Consider the following 19,897-nt stretch of genomic DNA (forward strand, 5'->3'; position numbering starts at 1 on the left):
AATGGTGCGTTACGGGGCGCAGGACGCGGACGCGTACCATACTGCCGGTTCGCTTCGTGACGCCTGGCGGTTCGCTTCGTGACGCCTGCCGATTCGCCCCGTGACACGTCGACCCGCTCGGTCCGGCGACGAAACGCTTCGACGACGTCGACCCGGGGGCGATCCGACCACCCCTTTCGAAAGCACTAATCGGTCGCCTCCCTTGATAAACACGTAATGAGTCATCAGCTGCCTGACGTACAGGCGTCCGCCCCCGACGTCGCCGTCGGGCTCTCACAGGTCGGCGTCACCGGCGTGGAGAAGCTCGTCAAGCTCGCCCGGGAGGACGCGCGCCCGATCGTCCTCATGGCCGAGTTCGAGGTGTTCGTCGACCTCCCCGGCGGCCGCAAGGGGATCGACATGTCGCGGAACCTCGCGACGATCGACGAGATACTGGAGGACATCACGCGCGAGGAGGCGTACCGCGTCGAGGACGTCTGTGGCGACGCCGCCGAGCGGCTCCTCGCGAAACACGACTACACGACGACCGCCGAGGTGTCGATGACCGCAGAGCTCGTCACCCGCGAGAACACGCCGGCGTCCGGACTCGAGACACAGAGCACGTCGACGATCATCGCCAGCGCCACCGCGACCGAGGAGGGGACCCGCGAGGAGATCGGCGCGGAGGTCACGGGGATGACCGTCTGTCCCTGCTCGCAGGGGATGAGCGAGTCCCGCGCCCGCGACGAGCTCCACGCGCTCGGCGTCGACGAGGAGACGACGGAGGCGTTCCTCGACGCCGTCCCGCAGCCGGGTCACTCCCAGCGCGGTCACGCGACGCTGACGATCACCACGGACGGCCACCCCGACGTCGACCTCCGCGACGTGATCGACATCGCCCGCGACTCGATGAGCGCGCGGATCTACAACATGGCGAAGCGCCCCGACGAGGACTACATGACGTACCACGCCCACGCCGACGCGAAGTTCGTCGAGGACTGCGTCCGGGCGCTCGCGGAGGGGACGGTCGAGGAGTTCGACGGGCTCCCGGACGACGCCGTCGTCCACATGAAACAGTCGAACGACGAATCGATCCACCAACACAACGCCCACGCGGAGCGGGAGGTCACGCTGGGTGACCTCCGCGACGAGCTCGACGCGTAGGCAGCCTCACGGCGGGTAAACGCCCTCGCACGACGAGCTCGACGCGCAGGCACCGATCTTTTTCGCCCGTCGAGAACCGCCGATGGCTACTTGTTATCGACTCACATCCTTTCGAACGTGGGCGGTGCGACATCGATAGGCGGACCGAACGGGTCGACCAACCGCAGACCACGACCACGATCATGGACATCACAGACATCGTTTCGACGGAGTACGTGCAGCTCCCTCCCGACGCCCCGGTCTCGAAGCTCACCGGAACGTTCGACGACCCGGAGGTCGTCGGCGTCGTCGTGTACGGCGACGAGTTCGAGGGCGTCGTGACGAGACGACGGATCGCGAGCTCGCACCACCAGCCGAACGAGAAGCTCGGCTCCGTGGTGTGGAACGTCCCTCGGCTCGCCCCCGACGAGGACGTCCGGAAGGTCGCCCGACTCATGATCGACGGGGGGTCCCAGATCCTCCCCGTCGTCGAGGGCGGGGAGCTGATCGGGGTGGTGACCGCCGACGACGTGCTCGACGCGGTGAAGCCGTTCCTCGACGCGGCCACCGTCGAGGACGCGTGTTCGACTGACCTCGTCACCGTCGGCCCGCGCACGAGCGTCGGCGAAGCGCTCAACGCCTTCCGGGAGTACCGGATCACGCATCTCCCAGTCGTCGAGGACGGCGCCGCGGTCGGCGTGTTGAGCCTCTACGACGTGACGGGGATCACCGTCCGGGACGTCGAACGGAGCCAGGGCGGCGACGCGGGCGACGGCTCCACGAAAGAGGGCTCCTCGGCGGTCAGCGGCGGGCGGACGCGTCGCGGGGGCTTCGGTGCCCGCGAAGGCGAGATGGACCGGATCCTCGACCTCCCCGTCCGCGACGTCATGACCTCGCCCGCGCGAACGATCTCCCCGGACCGAACGCTCCAGGACGCCGTGAACGAGCTGTTCGAGGCCGGCGGCTCCTCGCTGGTCGTCACGGAGAACGACGAGACGATCGGGATCGTCACGAAGACGGACGTCCTCGACGCGCTCACGTGGGAGGCGGACGGGAACCGAGCCGTTCAGGTGTACGGGACCGACCTCCTCGACGACGTGCAGTACGACGAGATCGTGGCGATGATCGAGAAGTTCGACGACAGGGACCACGGGATGTCCGTCCTCGACGCGAAGGTCCACCTCCACGAACACGACGAGACGCACCGCGGCACGCCGCTGCTGCTCGCCCGGATCCGGCTCCACACGGACCGGGGACTCTACCTCGCTTCGGGCGAGGGGTACGGGGCCTCCCACGCGCTCAACGAGGCGCGGGACGTGCTCGAACGCCGAATCCGGGACAAGAAGACGTACGGGCGGAGCAAGAAGCCGCCGAGCGAGGAGTTCTGGGAGAAGCGGTTCGGATGGATACTCGAAGGCGACGGCTGACCGCCGGCCGTCCGTACACCGCTGACTACCCGAACGTCAGCGGCTCCGCCTCCGCCCACCGCGGCTCGAACCGGTCTTTCACCTTCGCGGCGAACTCCGCGTCCTTCAGGTCGATCACCGCGAACGGCTCGTCCGCCGACAGCGGGTGTGGGACCTCGATGCACACCTCGACCCCGTCGAAGACGTTGAACGTCCCCTGGACGTCGGCCGTGGTCCTGACCTCGAACCCGTCCCTGTCGGCGAGCGCGGCGGAGTAGCGGCGGCCGACGCTCCGGGGAAGCTCGTCGACGGCCTCCGGCGAGAGCAACACCCGGATCTCGACCCCGCGGTCGAGCGCGGCCTCCAGCTCCGCAGTCACCCGATCGCCTACCGTTCCGAGGTCGAACCCGGTCGCCGGCGCGCCGGCGACGACGACCATCCGCCGGTCCGCGGCGGCGATCCGCTCCAACAGCAGGTCGGTCGTCTCCTCGGCCCCGACGGCGGCGGTCCAGAACCCCCCGTCGACCGGCTCGCCCGCCTCCAGCTCGACCGAGAGGTCGTCGACGACCTCCTCGTACTGCTCCGCACGGGTCTCGAGCTCCCGTTTCTTCTCCTCGAGGAGTCGGTCCAAGGCGGCGTCGGGCTCGACGGCGACGTACTTCTTCGGTCGACTCGCCGCCTGGCTCCGGACGAGGCTGTGCTGCTCCAAACTGTTGAGAACGTCGTATATCCGTCCCATCGGGACCTCGCTCGCCCGTGAGAGGTCCTTCGCGGTCGTCGGTCCCGTCCGTAACAGCGCGCGGTACGCGCGGGCCTCGTACTCCGAGAGGCCGAGGTCGCGAAGCGATGCCATACTACTCGGTCGACCGGCGACAGTATAAACGCACCGACGGTTTACACGTTCGGAACGTGTCCGATCGTTTCCCTCCGGGTCGACGCTGCGAGCGGTGGGCGACGCCGCGGGGGCCGTACGCTTCGTCTCGCTATCGAACCGTTTCGGCGACCCGCGACATCAACTCGTCCGGTGTTGTCGCCGGGTCGGAGACCGTGCCGCCGGCGAGCACGACCGCGGAGCCCTCGTCGACGTCGACGGGGCTCGGCGCGTCCGCGCGGTGGGCGTTCGGGACGACGACCTTCTCGTGGTCGGCGACGCGCCACGCCGCCCGGTGGAGGTCGCTTCCGGGCGCCTCGCCGACGGCGACCACGGTGCTTCCGCGGAGCAGCCGGCCGACGAGGCTCCCGTATCCCGCGACCTGCACGCCGAGCCGCTCGGTCGCGCCCGCGAACGACGACGCCGTCTCCCGGGCCACCTCCCGGTAGCGGTCCGTTCCCGTCACCGCGGCGAGGTCGAGCAGCGCGGTCGCCATCTCCACGTTGCCGTCGAGCGGGCGGAAGGGACGATCGAGCAGCCCCGCGCCGGATCGGGGGCCGTCCACGAACGACCCGTCGACGTGCAGTTCGTCGATGGCCCGGTCGGCGACCGCCCGGGCGACCTCCGTCCCCTCGCCGAGCACGCCCGCCGCGCGAGTGTACGCGGCGACGGTCCGGGCGGCGTCCTCGAGCAGGTCGCGCTCCCCGACCGCGTCGCCGGCGCGGTATCGCGTCACCGCGCCGGTCTCGACGTCTATCAGGTCGCGCTCCAGTCCGTCGAGGATCCGCCGCGCGTACTCGCGGGCGCGATCGTCGTCGGTGTACGCGGCCACGGCGAGGAGCGCGTCCGCCGCGAGGGCGTTGCCGCCGGCGTAGACGGTGAGGTCGCGGCGGGGCGAGTCCAGTTCCGCGCGATCGTCTGCGGGCGCGGCGTAGTACGCCCGCCCCAGTCCGGGTCCGAGGCTGCCGCCGACGCCGTATCCCGTCCAGAGGTCGTCGGTGAGGAACCCCACGGCGTCGACGGCGGGGTCGAGGTAGGCCGCCTCGCCGGTGTAGAGGTAGGCGTTCGCGAACGCGCGGGTGACGGCCGCGTTGGTGTCGATCGGCTTCTCGTAGGCGACGTTCCCCCAGTCATTGCTCCCGGCGAACCGGAAGAACCCGCCGGCGACGTCGTCGGCGAGGTGGTCACGGACCGCGTCGAGGGTCCGCAGGGCGCGCTCGCGGTCGCGTTTCAGCGCGAACTCAACCGTCCGCGGGAGCGGGAACTTCGCCTCCGTCCCCCAGCCGGCGTGCTCCGTGTCGTACTTCGCCTCGAGCTGTCCGGCGAGGTGGCTCTCGACCGCGTCCGTCAACTCGCCGCTCGGCGGGAGCGCCGCGTCGAGCGCGCGGGGGATCCGGCCGGCGTCGCGCCCCTTCTCGGCCCACATCGTACGGACGGACTCGAGCACCTGTCGCATCCCGTCCACCCCGAGGTAGCCGGCCCCGGTGAGCAGCTCGCCGTCCGGCGTGAGGAACGCGGTCGTCGGGAACCCGCCCATGTTGTACCGCTCGCGCACCCGAGGGTTCCGGTCGACGTCGACGCGGACCGGGACGAACCCCTCGTTGACGTTGGCGGCGATCCGCGGCTCCGCGTACGTGGTCGCGTCCATCTCGTGACAGCCCTCACACCACGTCGCGGACAGCGAGAGCAGCATCGGGCGGTCGCGGTCGTCGGCCTCGGCGAACGCCTCGGGACCCCACTCACGCCACTCGACATGTGTCCGATCGGTCATACCCGCCCGTGGGGGTGGCCGGCGGGTAAGGGCTTCGAGACGGTCGCCTCTCCTCGTCCTCGCCGCGCTGGCGCTCCCGTCCACGACCCCTGCGGAAGCGTTTATCCCGCGGCCGCGGGTTCGTCGCACATGAACACGCGGAACCGAGCGCGGGCGAGCCGTCGATGGACGCGATACGGCGACCCAGGCGAGCGGCACGATCCGGACGAGCGGGGCGATCCGGACGAGCGGGACGATCCGGACGAGCGGGGCGATCCGGACGAGCGAGACGGCCCGGGCGAGCGGGACGGCCCGGAGGACCCGACCGATCGACGCCGCGGCGTCCACGGCCGTGAGAGCGCCCGGTTCACGCGGACGGTCGCGCTGAGCAACGGGGTGTTCGGCATCTCGTTGACGCTGCTCGTGTTGAGCCTCTCGATCCCCGGAGGAACCGCGGGCGGCGACCTCGGGCGGGCGCTCTCGGCGCTCCTGCCGAACGCGGTCGCGTTCGGGCTCACCGTGTTCGTCGTCGCGCTGTACTGGCGGAACCACAACGAGCTGTTCGAGTCGTTCGCGGGGATCGACGGGACGCTCTTCGGGCTCAACGTCGGCTACCTCGCGCTCGTCGCGCTCGTCCCCTTCCCGAACGAGCTGATCGGGACGTTCCAGGGCGAGCCGCTCGCGTACGCCGTGTTCGGGACCGTCCTCGCCGCGCTGGCGGTCGTCGATACGTCGATGTTCGTCTACGCGCGTCGGCGGGGGATCCTCCGTTCCGAGGTCACCGAGCGGTCCTACCGGATCGACGTGGCACGCGGGGTCCTGACCGCCGTCGTCTTCGCCGTCAGCGTTCCCCTGTCGCTGCTGCTCGCCGCGTGGACGCCGCTTCTGTGGGTGTCGCTGCTGCTCGTCGACGTCGCGTTGGATCGCGCGTCGAAGTGAGCCGCTCGGAGGCGGCCGGCTCCCGGCGACGCGCACGTCGTGGACGCGGGAGCACCATGGGAGAGGAGACGTCGTGAACGCGGGGGGACGCCGAACGACCGATCGGCCGGCCGGAACCCGAACGGGTTTACCGATCCCCGGGCACCCAGGCGTATGAACGAGACGACGGCTTCGACCGACCCGACAGTGTCGGTCGTCGCCTGCGGCGGGACGATCGCCTCGGAACCGAGCGACGACGGCGCGGCCCCTGAAAAGACCGGCGACGACCTCGTCGCCGCGGTACCGGGCATCGAGACGTACGCGACGGTGTCGGCCCGGGAGGTCTGTCGGCGGCCGGGGTTCGACGTCCGGTGGCGCGACGTGCTGGCGACCGCCGACGCGGTCCGGGACGCCGTCGCGACCGGCGCGGACGGGGTCGTCGTCACGCACGGGACGGACACGCTCGCGGACACCGCGTTCGCGCTCGACCTCCTCACGGACCTGCCGGCGCCGGTCGTCGTCACCGGGTCCCAGCGACGGCTCGACGAGCCGTCGAGCGACGCGCCGGCCAACCTGACGCTCGCGGTTCGGGCCGCGGCCGACTCCCGATTCGCTCCGGGCGTCCACGTCGCGTTCGACGACGAGCTCCACGCGGCCCGCGACGTCGTGAAGGCGCACACGAACGCGCTCTCGACGTTCACCTCGCCGTCGACGGGGCCGGTCGCGACGTTCACACGCGCCGACTGCCGGCTCCTCCGGGAGCCGCGCCGGGAGGTCGCCGCCGATCCGCTGGACGTCTCCGACGCTTCCTCGGAAAACGTCGACACCCCGGAATCCCCCGAGGTCCCCGAAACCACCGTGATCCCCGAGGTCCCCATCGTCCATTCGGGGACCGGGGCGGGTGCGGGCGGGATCGAGCGCGCGCTCGACGCGGACGTCGGCGGGATCGTGGTCGAGGGGACGGGTCTCGGCAACGCGACCGCGGCGATCGGCGACGCGGTCGCGAAGGCCGTCGAGACGGTTCCGGTCGTCGTGGCGAGCCGCGTCCACGCCGGCCCGACAGAACCCGTCTACGGGACCGGCGGCGGCGCGGTCACGCTCGACGGACACGGGGTCGTCTTCGCGGACGAGCTCCCGGCGGCGAAGGCCCGCATCGCGCTCGCGCTCGGGCTCGCCGCCGGCGTCGACCGCGAGGTCCTCCCTGACCTGCTCCGGCCACCGGCGCGCGTCTGAACCGGGACGGCGGTTCGATCCCTTCGCCTCCCCCCGCACCCGGCGGGAAGCCCTTATATATCGCCACCGTATGGGCGCTCATGACACGATTCACGCGCCGACGCGCCCTGCACGGTCTCGGGGGTGCCGCCGGGGTCGCGCTCGCCGGCTGTCTCGCTCCGCCGGCAGCCGGGCCGAACGGCGGGGACGGCACGGACGACGGGAGCGACGACGCCGGAAACGGTGGCGGCACCGGAAACGGCAACGAGAACGGAGACGACGTGGAGAACGGCGAGGACGACGCCGACCACGGGGACGGGATCGAGATCGAGGTCCACCGAGTCGCGGACGGGCTCTCGAAGGCGGTGTGGGACCATCGCGAGCGCCCCGGCGTCTGCTTCCTCTTCCGCGACGCGTTCGACGGCGAGTGGCTGTTCGCGGACGCCGACGCCGACGCGCGGGCGTTCGTCTCCGGCACCGACTTCGACGCCGCCGCCCTGCTGTACGTCGAATCTGTCGGGCCCACTATCTGCTACACCGACCTCGAGTTCGGCGCGTTCACCCGCGAGAACGGGACGCTCGCGGGGGAGGCGGCCGCGATCGACACCGCCGCCGCCGCCGAGATGTGCGGCCCGGCCCTCAACTACCCCGGCGCGTTGGTTCGAGTGACTGCCGATCCCCTCCCCGAGGTCGCACGGCTGCGGATCACGAACGGCTGGGGCGAGGAGGCGACCGTCCGTTCGGACGATAACGTGCTCGACCCGGGGTTGCTCAGGGGGTACGTCGAGCCCGCGGAGGAGCCGCCTGCGGTCCCGGACGCGCTCGTATGCGACGACGACGGCTTCGAGCGGCACTACCCAGGGTACGCCGACTCGGACGCGGTCGCGTGGGGGTCCGCCGCGGGCGTCGACGGCCGGGCGGGCCTCGAGCTGCGGGTCCTGAGCCGGGACGAGCCGCCCGATCCTCCAGACGTCGAGGCGAGCGAACACGACGCGCTCGACGAACCGCCGCTCGCCACCGCGGGCGACACCGAGACTGCCAACGGCCCCGACGGCCCGACCCCTCCGGAGGGCGCGCTGACGTTCTCGCGCGGCGACGAGGTCCGGATCGAGCTCACGAACGTCTCGTCGAGGCAGCTCGGGGTCGGCAACGAGGGGAAGTACAACCTCGAGGCGGAGACGGCGGCGGGGTGGACGGAGGTCCGCGGCGGCGACGACGGCGAGTCGTTCCCGTACACCGACGAGCTACGGCTGCTCTCGCCGGGCGAGCGGGTCTCGTGGGCGTTCACGATGACGGAGGACGGGCTCGTCGAAGGGGGCCCGCACGCGGACCGCTTACGGGTCTGCCCGACGCTCCAACCGGGGCGGTACCGGTTCGTGTTCTGGGGGGCAGAACCCGTCGCGGTCGCGTTCGACTACGAGGGCTGACGCGACACGAGGTTGAACGGGGTTCACGCGACGGCGACGACTGTGAACGCGGTTCACGCGACGGCGACGACTGTGAACGCGGTTCGTGCGAAGGCGACGACACTCGACGCGCGGGAACGCCGGAAACCCCTATAACCCTCGCGCGTGAACGCCGACCATGACCGACTTGATGGCTCGACCCGTGGTCCCGGTCGCGAGCGAGGAGGACGCCGAAGAGACGTACGCGACGATCTCGACGTACCTCGGTCCCGACGCCGCCCCGGTCCTGATACACGTGATCGAGAAGGCCGGCGGCGGGATCGACAAGGCCGGCGTCGAACAGCGCGAGGAAGTGGCCGAGGCGGCGTTCGCCGTCTTCCGCCGGCTCGCAGCCGAGGATGGGGTCTCCGTCGAGACGTCGATCCGGTACGGCACCGACATCGCGGACGCGATCGAGGACGCCGCACGGGAATACGACGCGACCGCGATCGCGTTCGTTCCCCGCGGCGGCGGGCGGATCGTGGAGTTCCTCTCCGGGAACGTGCGCTCGAAGCTGACGAACGACAACGAGTTCCCCGCGGTCGTCCTCCCGAGCCCGCAGGCCGGCGACGGCACGACGGACTGATCGAGAGGTGTGGTCGACGGTGCGGTCGCGGTTCCGCCGCCCCACGCGCGTGCTCCGTTTTTAAATGGACGTTCCTTCTACGGCCTTCTTTTAAACTGCCTTCTTTTAAACGGCCTTCCTCCTATCGACCCGACCTCGACGGGGCGGGACCCTCGATGAGGACGCTCACGTCCGGTTCGCGTCCTCGATCGCCGCGGTCAGAAGCTCACAGCCGAGGTCGATCTCGCGCTCGGTGACGTCGAGCGGGGGCAGGATCCGGAGGACGTCGTAGCCACACGAGAGGGTGAGCAGCCCGTGCTGGAGCGCCGCCTCCATGACGTCGTCGCGGAGCGCCTTCTCCTCGAACTGGACGGCGAGCATGAGCCCCTTGCCGCGGACGTCGGTCACGCCGTCGAGGTCGGCGTCGCGCATCGTCTCGATGAACTGTCGACCGCGGACGGTCGCGTTGTCCATCAGCCCCTCCTCGAGGATCGCGTCGATCGTCAACGTGCCCTGCAACGAGGCGATGATGTCGCCGGCTCCCCAGGTCGAGGAGATCCGGCTCTTCTCGTCGGGGAACACGTCCGAGCGCGAGACGGTCGCGCCGACGCGGAGGCCCTTCGCGCTCGTGATCACGTCGGGCTCGATGGCGTAGTTGTCCGCGCCCCACATCTCGCCGGTTCGGCCGAGCCCGGACTGGATCTCGTCGGCGATGAGCGTGATGTCGTGTTCGTCGACGAGCGCCGCGATCTCGTCCATGAACGCGTCGGAAGGGAACCGGTAGCCGCCCTCGCCCTGGATCGGCTCCATGATCAGGTACGCGACCTCCTCGGGATTGATGTGCCCGCGGTCGGGGTCGAGCTTCCGGCGCAGCCGCGAGACGCCGTCGACGAAGAACCCGCACGAACAGGTCGCGGCGTCACAGCCGCGGTCGTCACAGAACGGCGCGTCGTGGACGGAGCTGATCTCGGGGAACTTCCGACGGTACACCTCCTTCGAGCGGTTGAGCGAGAGCGCCCCGAGCGTCCGGCCGTGGAACGCGCCGTCGAACGTGATCGCGTACTTCCCGCCGTCGGCGTGGTCGTACGAGATCTTGACCGCGTTCTCGACGGCCTCGGCGCCGGAGTTCGACAGGAACACCATGTCCATGTCGTAGTGGGCGGTCAGGTCGGTCAGCCGATCCATCAGGTCGGACGGACCGGGGAGCGTGTCGCCGGGCGCGCCGTCGCCGGCGACGTAGAAGTCCTGGCCCGCGATCTTCAGCGGGTCGACGAGGTCGAACTCGGAGAGCGGCTCCATGATCAGCGGGTTGTTGTAGCCGAGCGGCGCGGCGGCGACGTGGCTCGTGAAGTCCATGAGGACGTTGCCGTCGACGTCGGTACAGAACGGCCCCTCCGCGGGGGCGGTCCGGTCCCAGACGAAGTCGTACACGTACGTGCTCGGCGCGGCCGACCCGTGATGATGTGCTACCCAGTCCCGGGCACGCTCTCCCGGGAAGTCGGTGACTTCGGGCCGTGCGGTATCACGGTTCATGCACACCCGTTTCGAACGCGATGAGTTAAAGTCGAGCACGCGACGCGATCGTTGGAGAAACGTTCAACCTCGGCGGGCGGAGTGAGACTTCAGTGTGGGCGGATGCGACGCCGAACAGGGACCGGTGCCGGACGGGGTGGAGAGCGGTACGGAACGCGCGGTTCACCAGACGGGCGACCTGGGTCACCAGACGGGCGAAGATGGGTCACGAGACGGGCGAAGGTGAGTCGTTCGGTGGGCTAGGACGGAAGAAAACGGAGGAACGCGGAGGGAGACGGAAGAAAACGGATACGGAGGAAGTTTCAGGGGGCGTGGTCCGGAGGCCGTCCCGCCAGTGCGGCGTTCGGCTCCGCCTAGTGGTCGACGTACTCGGATTCCCACTCGGTGCGGGCGTCGATCTCTCGGCGACCGCGGCGCGTGAGCGTGTAGTAGTTCGTCCGGCGGTCGCGCTGGCCCTTCTCGACGAGCCCCTTCTCGACCAGCGTGTCGAGGTTCGGGTACAGCCGCCCGTGGTGGATCTCCTTTTCGTAGTAGTCCTCCAGCTCCTCCTTGATGGCCAGCCCGTGGGGCTCGTCAAGGCCGGCGATCACGTACAGCAGGTCCCGTTGAAACCCCGTGAGATCGTACATTGTACTGGTTCGTTGTTACTTGTCGAAAATAAATAAATATATCGTTTCATACTGGTTTGAAACGGCTCGAAACCGGCGATACACGCGATAAGCGGGGTTCAGTGTCGTGTCAAGCAAGAAACCAACGACGCCGACAGGACGTGACCCACACGGACGTTTATGCCTGCGGAGGACGTATCCGAGCGTATGGCCGAAGAAGTCCTCTTTGCCACGGAGAACACGACGGATCGCGCGACGATCGCGGAGCTGCTCCGGTCGGTCGCGGACCGGCTCGACGCCGGCGACCCGGTCACGCTCTCGGCGGGCGAACAGTCGATCACGCTCGACGTCCCGGCCCGACCGACGTTCGAGGTGAAAGCCGAGCGCGAAACCGGGTCCGGCCCCGACGAGCTCAGCGTCGAGTTCGAGATCGAGTGGAACGACGACGGCGGCGACGGTGACGGCGAAAGCGACGCGTCGCTCTCGGTCGAGTAAACGGACGAGCCGGCGTCGGTACGAACGCGCTGCTCGAGGCGTGTCGGAAAGGAAGCGAGCCCCACGCGGAAAAAAGCCGCGTGAGGCCTGCCCCCTAAATTGGTCCCCGCTGACGCTTCGGCCCTCCAGACGAAGCGTCGACTCTTGCTACCGCATCGTCCGGTATAAACCTAACGGGAGGCGGGCACGCGTGTCAGCCGAGGCGACACGTTTCCGTGTCGAACACGCCGACGCGGATCGGGACGCGTTTCGGGTCCCGGAACACGTTTCGACCCCTGTGGCCCGTCGGCCTCGGCGCATCCGCTCGCCGTCACGTAGGCGTCTCGTGTGTCGTCCTCTCCGGGTCGGTTGTACGCGTCCCGATTCAGCGGTATCGTTCTCGGGTACACGGCACTCCTCCCGGTTCACATGTGTTCCTCTTCCAACACCCACCCGAGCGCGCGTTTGTAGTGGGTGAACAGCTCCTCGACCCCTCGGTGATTCATCTCCTCGTCGGCCAGCTGTTCGGCGAGGAACTCGTACTGCTCGCGGACCTCGGCTTCCGAGCGCATACGTAACGGTAACGCCCCTGGACCGATAAGCGCCGCCGTTCAGAACAGCCCCAGCGTCGACAGGAGGTAGAAAACCGCGACCACGACGACGCCGATCGTGACGATCCGCCAGGCCAGCGAGAGGACGAACTTGCCGACGACGATCACGAGTGCGACGGCGACGAGCGCGATCAACAGCTGTCCGACGGGGTCGCCGGTGATTCCCGCCTGCAGCAGCGACACGGTCCAGGGATCGGCGATCGTCCCGAGCATGTCCGCCCCGACGGCGACGGAAGCCATAAGTCTGTGGGACCGCCGAACCGACGGACGGGTCCAATTATCGATAACTGATACGTTGGGCGTACCGATGGGAGTTTCCGATCCGTGCTACGAAGGGGACGATTACTGATCGAGCGTCAGCAACGCCGGCGAGCGTCAGTTCCGACCCCCCTTCGTTTCCGGTGAGTAGGGCTCTACAGTCATTCGATCTCGGTGTTTCGGTATCACTTTCACTTCGGTCTACCTATGCTTATATCGATGCGTCCCTTCCGTACCGACCGACCGCTTTCGGAGCCGCACACACCGACACGCCGTTACATAACGGATCGAACAGATATTCACCTACTATGGACCGGGAACGGAACGCTAAAGGGGTCCACTTCGCCAGTATAACATCACGATACATGAACCGATCCGAACGCCACCGACAGGGAGGTGCCGCCGAATGAGCGGCGGCGACGTCTCCGCGAACGAGCTGGAACTGCCGATCAAACGAACCACGGGAGAGACGCTGGAGGAGCGTCTGACGGGCAACGCCTACCACAACATCCTCCCCGCTCGCTACCTCCGAAAGGACGCCGACGGCGAGCCGATCGAGTCGCCCGAGGGGCTGTTCGTCCGCGTCGCGCGCAACGTCGCGCTCGCCGAGGCCGTCTTCGAGGCCGAAAAACAGGGGATCGAGGTCACCGTCACGCCCGATCAGCTGAAGCCCGATCACCCCCGACGCGACGAGCTCGCCGCGGAGGTGTTCGGCGCGGGCGTCTCCCCCGAGGACGACGTCGAGACGACGCTCTCCGTCTACAACGTCAACAAGTTCGCGTACGACACCGTGGTCCCCGAACTCCCCGACTCGGTCCGTGACCACGTCGAGGCGACCGCGGACCGATTCCGCGAGGGAATGGAGTCGCTCTCCTTTATGCCGAACTCGCCGACCCTGATGAACGCCGGCGACGAGCTCCAGCAGCTCTCGGCCTGCTTCGTCGACTCCCCGGGCGACGACATCACCGACATCCACCAGACCGCAAAGGAGGCCGCGGAAGTGTTCCAGAGCGGCGGCGGCATGGGCTACGCCTTCTGGAAGCTCCGACCGTACGGCGACGCGGTCGGCTCGACCGGCGGGATCGCGTCCGGCCCGATCACGTTCATGCGGACGTTCGACCAGATGTGCGAGACGATCGCGCAGGGCGGCGCGCGCCGCGGCGCACAGATGGGCGTCATGCGCGTCTCGCACCCGGACGTCATCCAGTTCATCCACTCGAAGAACAAGGACGTCTCCCTGGCGCACTCGCTGCGACTGAACGACCCCGACGACTTCACGCACAACTCCTTCGCGGACGCCTTGGAGGAGGCTCGGGAGTTCATCGACGACGAGGGGCGCGTCCCCGAACACCTCCGCAACGCCGTCGAGGGGCACCTCTCGAACTTCAACATCAGCGTCGGCGTCACCGACGACTTCATGGAGGCGCTGTACAACGACGAGGAGTTCGTCTTCACCAACCCGCGCACGGAGGAGCCGCACGTCGCCACGCCGGAGACGAAGGAGATCTACGAGATGTTCGACCTCGGCCACCACGTCGAGGTCGGCGAAGTCCTCTCGATCCCGGCCGCCGACATCTGGGAGCACATGGTCGACGGGGCCCACGAGAACGGCGAGCCGGGCGTCATCTACCTCGAACGGGTGAACAAGAAACACTCCTTCGACGTGGAGGAGCACCCGGATCACCGGATCCTCGCGACGAACCCCTGCGGCGAGCAGCCGCTGGAGGAGTACGAGGCGTGTAACCTCGGTCACATCAACCTCTCGACGCTCGCTGCCCTCGACGCGCCGGACTGGCGCGTCTGGAGCGACGCGCACGCCGACGAGTACGACACCCACGAGGCGGCGGTCTCGGCGTTCCTCGAGGAGGCGATCGACTTCGAGGCGTTCGACGAGCGCATCGATTACGGGACGCGGTTCCTGGAGAACGTCGTCACGATGTCGGACTTCCCGGTCGCGGAGATCGAAGAGAAGGTCCGCGACATGCGGAAGATCGGTCTCGGGGTCATGGGGCTCGCCCAGCTGTACATCCAGCTCGGCGTCCGCTACGGCTCCGAGGAGGGCAACGAGGTCGCCCGCCAGCTGATGACGCACATCAACCACCAGTCGAAGCTGACCTCCCACGAACTCGCCGAGGATCGCGGCGTCTTCAACGACTGGGCGGACTCGAAGTACGCCGATCCGACGGCGTACCGCGAGTGGTTCGAACACCACACCGGGCTCGACGCCGACGAGTGGGCGGACGGCTTCCCGATCCGCAACCACAACACGACGACGATCGCGCCGACCGGCACGACGTCGATGATCGGCAACACCACCGGCGGCTGTGAGCCGATCTACAACGTCGCCTACTACAAGAACGTCTCCGACGACGTGCAGGGCGACGAGATGCTCGTCGAGTTCGACGACTACTTCCTCCGGACCTTAGAGGAGAACGACATCGACGTCGACGCGGTCAAACGCGAGGCGCAGGCGCAGATGGCCGAAAACGAGTTCGACGGCGTCGAGGGGCTGTCGACGGTGCCGGACGCCATCGGCGAGCTGTTCGTCGTCACGGGCAACCTCTCGGGCATCCAGCACGCGGCGGTGCAGTGTGCCTGTCAGGAAGGCGTCGACTCCGCGATCTCGAAGACGTGTAACTTCCCGAACGACGCCTCCGTCGAGGACATGGACGAGGTGTACCGCTACATCTACGACCACGGCGGAAAGGGCGTCACCGTCTACCGCGACGGCACCCGCTCGAAGCAAGTGTTGACGACCCGCGCGAAGAACGCGGAGTTCGCCGACGAGACCGAGGCCGCGGAGACGATCGTCGAGCAGATCCGCGAGGTGTTCGGCGGCCTCGAGGCGTTCCTCGACAACGAGGACGTACAGGCCCGCATCGATGCGGAGATCGCCGACCTGCTCGAGGCGACCGACGACCCGAGCGTCGACTACACCGAGACGCGCCCCCGTCCCGACTCGCTGTCGGGCGTCACTCAGCGCGTCGAGACGGGGTACGGGAAGCTCTACGTCACGGTCAACGAGGACGAGGACGGCCGACCGTTCGAGCTGTTCGCGAACATCGGCCACTCCGGCGGCTACACCAACTCCTTCACGGAGGCGCTGGCGAAAGTCATCTCGACCGCGCTGCGCTCGGGCGTCGACCCCGAGGAGATCGTCGACGAGCTGCAGGGCACCCGGAGCCCGAAGGTGGCGTGGGACAAGGGCGAGCAGATCCAGTCGATCCCGGACGCGATCGGCACCGCCCTGCGTCGCTACCTCGACGACGAGATCGACAAGGGGATCCCCCAACAGCAGAGCCTCGACGACGTCGCCGGCGAGGGAGTCGACGCGGCGGCGTCCACGGAGCCGTCCCTCGACGAATCGACGGACGGCGGCACGGCGGCCGCGCCCGGCGGACAGTCCGGACCCGGCGCGGACGACGACGCCGTACAGGACCTCATCGCGGCCGGCGAGTCACCCGAGTGTCCCGAGTGCGGCGGAATGAGCCTCTACTACTCCGAGGGCTGCAAGACGTGCGAGTCGTGCGGCTGGTCGGAGTGCTGAACGGTCGGTAATCCGCCCTCTCGGCGTTCGATCCGTTCTCGCGTTCGTCTCTTCCCCTTTTTTCCCTTTCCCCCTTTCCGTGGCTCCACTCCCCACCGACGTCCGTCTTCCCGCCGTCGCCGCCGAACGTCACCTTCAAGTCGGTCCGGCGGATCGCGTCGCTCGTATCGTGTACGCGGTGCCGTACAGGTGTGTGTCGAGCCGTTCGACGTCGTCGAAGACGGCGGCGACCGCGCCGGGAACGTCGGCGTCCGGGTTCCAGTTCGCGTACCACCACAGGAACCGACACACCAGTGGGTTCAGCACCCTCGCGGGCCCCGACTGGAACGGCTGTAAGTCGAGCACCCCGAGCACGCCGCCGGGCTCGAGCGCGTCGTAGACGTTCCGAAGGGCGTGCCCGACGTCGGGGAGGAGGCTCAGACAGAGCGTCGCCACGGCGACGTCGTAGGGACCGCCGAGATCGGCCGTCGTCGCGTCCGCCCGGACGACCGTGACGTTCTCCCATCCGCGTTCGTCGACGCGGGCGGTCGCCTTCGCGACCATGTCGGGGCTGTAGTCGATCGCCACGAGCCGCCCCTCCTCGCCGATCGCCGCTCGGATCGGCTCGAAGTTCACCCCCGGCCCGCAGCCGATCTCCAGGACGGCGTCGCCCCGCTCGATCCCGAGCCGGTCGATCAGCTCCCGTCGGATCGGTTCGAAGTCGCGTTCGCTCAGTCGGTACCAGTCGCTCCAACGGTTCCAGAGGCGCTCGCTACGGCGGAGTCGGTCGGCGTACTCCGACTCCGCCTCGGGTCGTCGGTCGATCCCAGTCATCGGAGGGGATTGCGGTCGTGAGCGAGCGTGGGCTCAGATACGCCCGGCGCGGCCGGGATCGACGTCGATCGCGTCGACGGGGCAGACGTCGACACACAGCATACAGTCGATACACTGGTCCTCGTTCGTCGGGTTCGCCTTGATCTCCGACTCGGGGTGGCCCGGCGTGTCCACCCACTCGAAGACGTCGACGGGACAGTCCTCCAGGCAGGCGCCGTCCGCGAGGCAGATGTCGAAATCCACCGCGACGTGCGTACCGCGGATGCCGAGCTCCTCCGGCGGGTCGACGGGGCCCCAGACGGCGACCCCGTGTTCCTCGTCGACCTGCTCGCGGTTCGTTTCGAAGTTGGGATCGATGGCCATCGTTACCAACTCAGTTCGCGGCGTGCTATTTAAAAGCGGCGGCGAACGCGTTCGGGCCGGCGTCGGGGGCGCCCCGGCCCGCTCGACGCCTCAGGGGTGCGCGTAGTAGACGACGAGGTCTTCCTCGCCGGTCGGCCCGCCCGCGCCGTCGGCCGGTTCGGGGTCGAACGCGTCGACTCGGACGAAGCCGACGCGCTCGAACTGGACGACGGTGTCGACGTCGGCGTCGGCGATCGCCGGTTCCGCGCGGCCCCGTACGTCGCCCTCGACGCCCCGCATCAGCGTCTCGAGGCTCTCGTCGGCCGGGACCCAGTGAACGACGTCGACGCCCTCCTCGCGGACCATGTCGATGTCGTCGCCGACGTACTCGAACGCGTCGCGCACGTGGCGGACGCAGCCGAACCCCTTCAGCCAGACCCGGTCGCCGTTCGCCGGGAGGTCGGACTCCTCGACGACGACGCGGCCGGCGGGGATCGTCCGATCGCCGCGGTCCTCGTGGCTCGGGTGCAGCGGCGGATGGCCGGCCTCGGGACCGCCGACGACGTCGCGCTCCACGGCCGGGTCGTCCTCGCGGTCGCGGACGAGGAAGTACCGGTTCGCCCCGTCGTCGACGAGGTCCCGGTTGTTGGCGTACACCGACGACATCGCCAGGTCGACGTCGGAGGTCGACATCCCGAGTTCGGTCATCGACTCGACGATGGCCTCGCCCTGGATCCCGCGGCGGCGGACCGATCGGATCGTCGGCGCGCGCGGGTCGTCCCACCCGGTCAGCTCGCCGTCCTCGATGAGCGATTTGATCGTCGAGGTGGACATCTTCACGTCGTACTCGTCGATCTGGACGTGGCCCCAGTGGAGGACCTCGGGGTACTCCCAGCCGAAGTAGTCGTAGACGAACCGCTGGCGTTTCGCGGAGTCCTGGAGGTCGATGCCCCGGATGATGTGGGTGACGCCGGTGAGGTGATCGTCGATCCCCGACTGGAAGTCGAGCATGGGCCAGCACCGGTAGTCGGCGGCCTCCTCGCGCGGGTGCGGCGTGTCGACGATCCGGAACGCCACCCAGTCGCGAAGCGCCGGGTTCTTGTGCTCGATGTCGGTCTTCACGCGGAGAGTCATCTCGCCGGCCGCGTACTCGCCGTCGACCATCGCCTCGAACTCCTCGCGGACCGTTTCCGGGTCCTTGTCGCGGTTCGGCGAGGGCTTCCCGGCGTTCTTCAGCTCCGAGAACTCCTCGCCGGGCAGGTCGCAGGTGTACGCGCCGCCCAGGTCGATGAGTTCGCGGGCGTGCTCGTAGTACGTCTCGACGCGGTCCGAGGCCTTGAGCACGCGGTCGGGCTCGAAGCCGAGGTAGTCGATGTCCTCGAGGATGGCGTCGTACGCGTCCAGATCCGGGCGCTTCGTCTCGGGGTCGGTGTCGTCGAACCGGCAGATGAACTCGCCGTCGTAGCGCTCCTTGTACGTCCCGATGACGGCGGGCATTCGGGCGTGGCCCATGTGCCACGGGCCGTTGGGGTTCGGCGCGGCGCGCATGACGACCGCCCCCGGCTCGGCGTCCGGGAGGTCGGGGAGGACGTGCTCGTCCGTCTCCGCCTCGGCCTCGAGCTCGTCGATCAGGTCGGGTGCGATCTCGGCGAGCCGCTCGCGGCGGGCGGGCTCGTCCATCGACGCGATCTCGCCGACGACCGGCCCGAGCACGCCGGGGATCTCGTTGCCGTGCGGTCGGAAGTCGGGGTTCTCACCCATCAACGGTCCCATGATCGCGCCCACGTCGGGGTCGTTGCCGTGTTTGAGCGCGTTGAACAGCGCGGCCCGCTCGCCGGCGGCCTCGACACGCTCGCGGAGTTCGTCGTCCATTACGGCTCGGTTGTCGGCGTCGGGGCAAAAACACGGCGGAACGACCGTCGTACGCCGCGGACGGCGCGGGCGGTCGTCACCGCCGTCGGCCCGTCGGCGACGGCGAAGCGCGGGGCCGTCGGGCCGGCGGGTAGGGGCAAGACGCACGTCAGACGCCGAGGCTCTTAAGGAGTGACGACCGTTCACGGGTTCGGCTCACCCTACCGCCGTGAACCGTCGCGGTCGTTAAGTACCCCCGACGCTAACCGCCGGGGCTCGGGTCACGGGATTCATTGTCGCTGAGCCCCTCGCGTCGGCATGGATCCGGAGGCGCGGCGATGGTAGAGCCGATGAGTCGCGAGGAGCGCGAGTCGGGGAACCGGAAAGTCCAGGCGGGGTTCCTCCTGCTCGTTACGGTGTCCCCGCCGTTGATGCTCCTGCTTGGCGATCCGTCCGCGATCCAGCTCGCGGCCGCGGCGGGCGGCGGCTTCGTGGTCGGGCTGGCGTTGTTGTGGTACCTGCGCGGGCTCGCCGGCGAGTTCACGCCCGGACCGCGCCGATGACGCCCCTC

The 19,897-nt window shown here is 68.8% G+C and carries 18 protein-coding genes; 9 read left to right on the plus strand and 9 right to left on the minus strand.

Annotation, left to right across the window (positions count from 1 at the left end; genetic code table 11):
• Window positions 1-216: 216 nt before the first annotated feature.
• Both mptA and GRS48_RS07840 read left to right on the plus strand, forming a co-directional pair.
• The gene (mptA, locus tag GRS48_RS07835; RefSeq protein WP_159485255.1) at window positions 217-1,143 is read left to right on the plus strand and encodes a GTP cyclohydrolase MptA; all 927 of its coding nucleotides are present in this window, start codon (window positions 217-219) and stop codon (window positions 1,141-1,143) included.
• Window positions 1,144-1,325: 182 nt separating this feature from the next.
• Entirely contained in the window at window positions 1,326-2,549 is a 1,224-nt protein-coding gene (locus GRS48_RS07840) for a CBS domain-containing protein (RefSeq protein ID WP_159485257.1), read from the plus strand.
• 25 nt (window positions 2,550-2,574) lie between these two features.
• On the opposite strand, the gene GRS48_RS07845 is transcribed toward GRS48_RS07840, so the two are convergent.
• Together GRS48_RS07845 and GRS48_RS07850 are read right to left on the minus strand one after the other, a co-directional pair.
• On the minus strand, window positions 2,575-3,381 hold the full coding sequence (locus tag GRS48_RS07845; RefSeq protein ID WP_159485259.1) for a TrmB family transcriptional regulator: 807 nt from the start codon (window positions 3,379-3,381) through the stop codon (window positions 2,575-2,577).
• A gap of 130 nt (window positions 3,382-3,511) precedes the next feature.
• Window positions 3,512-5,170: a DUF255 domain-containing protein gene (locus GRS48_RS07850; RefSeq protein WP_159485261.1), complete on the minus strand. Its 1,659-nt coding sequence runs from the start codon at window positions 5,168-5,170 to the stop codon at window positions 3,512-3,514.
• A 129-nt stretch (window positions 5,171-5,299) separates the two neighbouring features.
• Between GRS48_RS07850 and GRS48_RS07855 the strand changes: the two genes are divergently transcribed.
• The 4 genes from GRS48_RS07855 (at window position 5,300) to GRS48_RS07870 (ending at window position 9,310) form a co-directional block, all read left to right on the plus strand.
• The gene (locus GRS48_RS07855; RefSeq protein ID WP_159485263.1) at window positions 5,300-6,088 is read left to right on the plus strand and encodes a TMEM175 family protein; all 789 of its coding nucleotides are present in this window, start codon (window positions 5,300-5,302) and stop codon (window positions 6,086-6,088) included.
• Window positions 6,089-6,241: 153 nt separating this feature from the next.
• Window positions 6,242-7,300: an asparaginase gene (locus GRS48_RS07860; RefSeq protein ID WP_159485265.1), complete on the plus strand. Its 1,059-nt coding sequence runs from the start codon at window positions 6,242-6,244 to the stop codon at window positions 7,298-7,300.
• An 80-nt stretch (window positions 7,301-7,380) separates the two neighbouring features.
• Complete coding sequence (locus GRS48_RS07865; RefSeq protein WP_159485267.1) at window positions 7,381-8,706, plus strand: hypothetical protein; 1,326 nt, start codon at window positions 7,381-7,383, stop codon at window positions 8,704-8,706.
• Between the two features lie 157 nt (window positions 8,707-8,863).
• On the plus strand, window positions 8,864-9,310 hold the full coding sequence (locus GRS48_RS07870) for a universal stress protein (protein ID WP_159485269.1): 447 nt from the start codon (window positions 8,864-8,866) through the stop codon (window positions 9,308-9,310).
• A gap of 165 nt (window positions 9,311-9,475) precedes the next feature.
• Here GRS48_RS07870 and GRS48_RS07875 read toward each other — a convergent pair whose 3' ends face one another.
• Complete coding sequence (locus GRS48_RS07875; RefSeq protein WP_159485271.1) at window positions 9,476-10,822, minus strand: aspartate aminotransferase family protein; 1,347 nt, start codon at window positions 10,820-10,822, stop codon at window positions 9,476-9,478.
• Window positions 10,823-11,175: 353 nt separating this feature from the next.
• Window positions 11,176-11,451 carry a PadR family transcriptional regulator gene (locus GRS48_RS07880; protein WP_159485273.1) on the minus strand — a complete coding sequence of 92 codons (276 nt, stop codon included), beginning with the start codon at window positions 11,449-11,451 and terminating at the stop codon, window positions 11,176-11,178.
• 186 nt (window positions 11,452-11,637) lie between these two features.
• Between GRS48_RS07880 and GRS48_RS07885 the strand changes: the two genes are divergently transcribed.
• On the plus strand, window positions 11,638-11,925 hold the full coding sequence (locus tag GRS48_RS07885; protein ID WP_159485275.1) for an amphi-Trp domain-containing protein: 288 nt from the start codon (window positions 11,638-11,640) through the stop codon (window positions 11,923-11,925).
• A 404-nt stretch (window positions 11,926-12,329) separates the two neighbouring features.
• Here GRS48_RS07885 and GRS48_RS15060 read toward each other — a convergent pair whose 3' ends face one another.
• Together GRS48_RS15060 and GRS48_RS07890 are read right to left on the minus strand one after the other, a co-directional pair.
• Window positions 12,330-12,476 carry a hypothetical protein gene (locus GRS48_RS15060; RefSeq protein ID WP_200840230.1) on the minus strand — a complete coding sequence of 49 codons (147 nt, stop codon included), beginning with the start codon at window positions 12,474-12,476 and terminating at the stop codon, window positions 12,330-12,332.
• Window positions 12,477-12,515: 39 nt separating this feature from the next.
• The gene (locus tag GRS48_RS07890) at window positions 12,516-12,755 is read right to left on the minus strand and encodes a hypothetical protein (protein ID WP_159485277.1); all 240 of its coding nucleotides are present in this window, start codon (window positions 12,753-12,755) and stop codon (window positions 12,516-12,518) included.
• Window positions 12,756-13,179: 424 nt separating this feature from the next.
• On the opposite strand from GRS48_RS07890, the gene GRS48_RS07895 reads away from it, so the two are divergent.
• Window positions 13,180-16,320 carry an adenosylcobalamin-dependent ribonucleoside-diphosphate reductase gene (locus GRS48_RS07895; protein ID WP_159485279.1) on the plus strand — a complete coding sequence of 1,047 codons (3,141 nt, stop codon included), beginning with the start codon at window positions 13,180-13,182 and terminating at the stop codon, window positions 16,318-16,320.
• 135 nt (window positions 16,321-16,455) lie between these two features.
• Here GRS48_RS07895 and GRS48_RS07900 read toward each other — a convergent pair whose 3' ends face one another.
• The 3 genes from GRS48_RS07900 to GRS48_RS07910 all read right to left on the minus strand — a co-directional run bounded on the left by GRS48_RS07900 (window position 16,456) and on the right by GRS48_RS07910 (window position 19,347).
• Window positions 16,456-17,133, minus strand: coding sequence for a class I SAM-dependent methyltransferase (locus GRS48_RS07900; protein ID WP_159485281.1), 678 nt, complete (start codon window positions 17,131-17,133; stop codon window positions 16,456-16,458).
• Window positions 17,134-17,166: 33 nt separating this feature from the next.
• Window positions 17,167-17,496, minus strand: a complete 330-nt coding sequence (locus GRS48_RS07905) for a ferredoxin family protein (RefSeq protein ID WP_159485283.1) — start codon at window positions 17,494-17,496, stop codon at window positions 17,167-17,169.
• Between the two features lie 90 nt (window positions 17,497-17,586).
• Window positions 17,587-19,347: a glutamate--tRNA ligase gene (locus GRS48_RS07910; protein WP_159485285.1), complete on the minus strand. Its 1,761-nt coding sequence runs from the start codon at window positions 19,345-19,347 to the stop codon at window positions 17,587-17,589.
• A gap of 317 nt (window positions 19,348-19,664) precedes the next feature.
• Here GRS48_RS07910 and GRS48_RS07915 point away from each other — a divergent pair, with 317 nt between their 5' ends.
• Window positions 19,665-19,889 (plus strand): hypothetical protein, encoded by a 225-nt coding sequence (locus tag GRS48_RS07915; protein WP_159485287.1) that lies wholly within the window; start codon window positions 19,665-19,667, stop codon window positions 19,887-19,889.
• Window positions 19,890-19,897: the final 8 nt, after the last annotated feature.

It is taken from the genome of Halorubrum sp. JWXQ-INN 858 (assembly GCF_009806985.1).
GTDB lineage: Archaea > Halobacteriota > Halobacteria > Halobacteriales > Haloferacaceae > Halorubrum.

Excerpts from the sequence above, each read along its gene's own strand:
- mptA (WP_159485255.1), top strand. The coding sequence starts at position 217 with ATGAGTCATCAGCTGCCTGACGTACAGGCGTCCGCCCCCGACGTCGCC.
- GRS48_RS07840 (WP_159485257.1), top strand. The coding sequence starts at position 1,326 with ATGGACATCACAGACATCGTTTCGACGGAGTACGTGCAGCTCCCTCCC.
- GRS48_RS07845 (WP_159485259.1), bottom strand. The coding sequence starts at position 3,381 with ATGGCATCGCTTCGCGACCTCGGCCTCTCGGAGTACGAGGCCCGCGCG.
- GRS48_RS07850 (WP_159485261.1), bottom strand. The coding sequence starts at position 5,170 with ATGACCGATCGGACACATGTCGAGTGGCGTGAGTGGGGTCCCGAGGCG.
- GRS48_RS07855 (WP_159485263.1), top strand. The coding sequence starts at position 5,300 with ATGAACACGCGGAACCGAGCGCGGGCGAGCCGTCGATGGACGCGATAC.
- GRS48_RS07860 (WP_159485265.1), top strand. The coding sequence starts at position 6,242 with ATGAACGAGACGACGGCTTCGACCGACCCGACAGTGTCGGTCGTCGCC.
- GRS48_RS07865 (WP_159485267.1), top strand. The coding sequence starts at position 7,381 with ATGACACGATTCACGCGCCGACGCGCCCTGCACGGTCTCGGGGGTGCC.
- GRS48_RS07870 (WP_159485269.1), top strand. The coding sequence starts at position 8,864 with ATGACCGACTTGATGGCTCGACCCGTGGTCCCGGTCGCGAGCGAGGAG.
- GRS48_RS07875 (WP_159485271.1), bottom strand. The coding sequence starts at position 10,822 with ATGAACCGTGATACCGCACGGCCCGAAGTCACCGACTTCCCGGGAGAG.
- GRS48_RS07880 (WP_159485273.1), bottom strand. The coding sequence starts at position 11,451 with ATGTACGATCTCACGGGGTTTCAACGGGACCTGCTGTACGTGATCGCC.
- GRS48_RS07885 (WP_159485275.1), top strand. The coding sequence starts at position 11,638 with ATGGCCGAAGAAGTCCTCTTTGCCACGGAGAACACGACGGATCGCGCG.
- GRS48_RS15060 (WP_200840230.1), bottom strand. The coding sequence starts at position 12,476 with ATGCGCTCGGAAGCCGAGGTCCGCGAGCAGTACGAGTTCCTCGCCGAA.
- GRS48_RS07890 (WP_159485277.1), bottom strand. The coding sequence starts at position 12,755 with ATGGCTTCCGTCGCCGTCGGGGCGGACATGCTCGGGACGATCGCCGAT.
- GRS48_RS07895 (WP_159485279.1), top strand. The coding sequence starts at position 13,180 with ATGAGCGGCGGCGACGTCTCCGCGAACGAGCTGGAACTGCCGATCAAA.
- GRS48_RS07900 (WP_159485281.1), bottom strand. The coding sequence starts at position 17,133 with ATGACTGGGATCGACCGACGACCCGAGGCGGAGTCGGAGTACGCCGAC.
- GRS48_RS07905 (WP_159485283.1), bottom strand. The coding sequence starts at position 17,496 with ATGGCCATCGATCCCAACTTCGAAACGAACCGCGAGCAGGTCGACGAG.
- GRS48_RS07910 (WP_159485285.1), bottom strand. The coding sequence starts at position 19,347 with ATGGACGACGAACTCCGCGAGCGTGTCGAGGCCGCCGGCGAGCGGGCC.
- GRS48_RS07915 (WP_159485287.1), top strand. The coding sequence starts at position 19,665 with ATGGTAGAGCCGATGAGTCGCGAGGAGCGCGAGTCGGGGAACCGGAAA.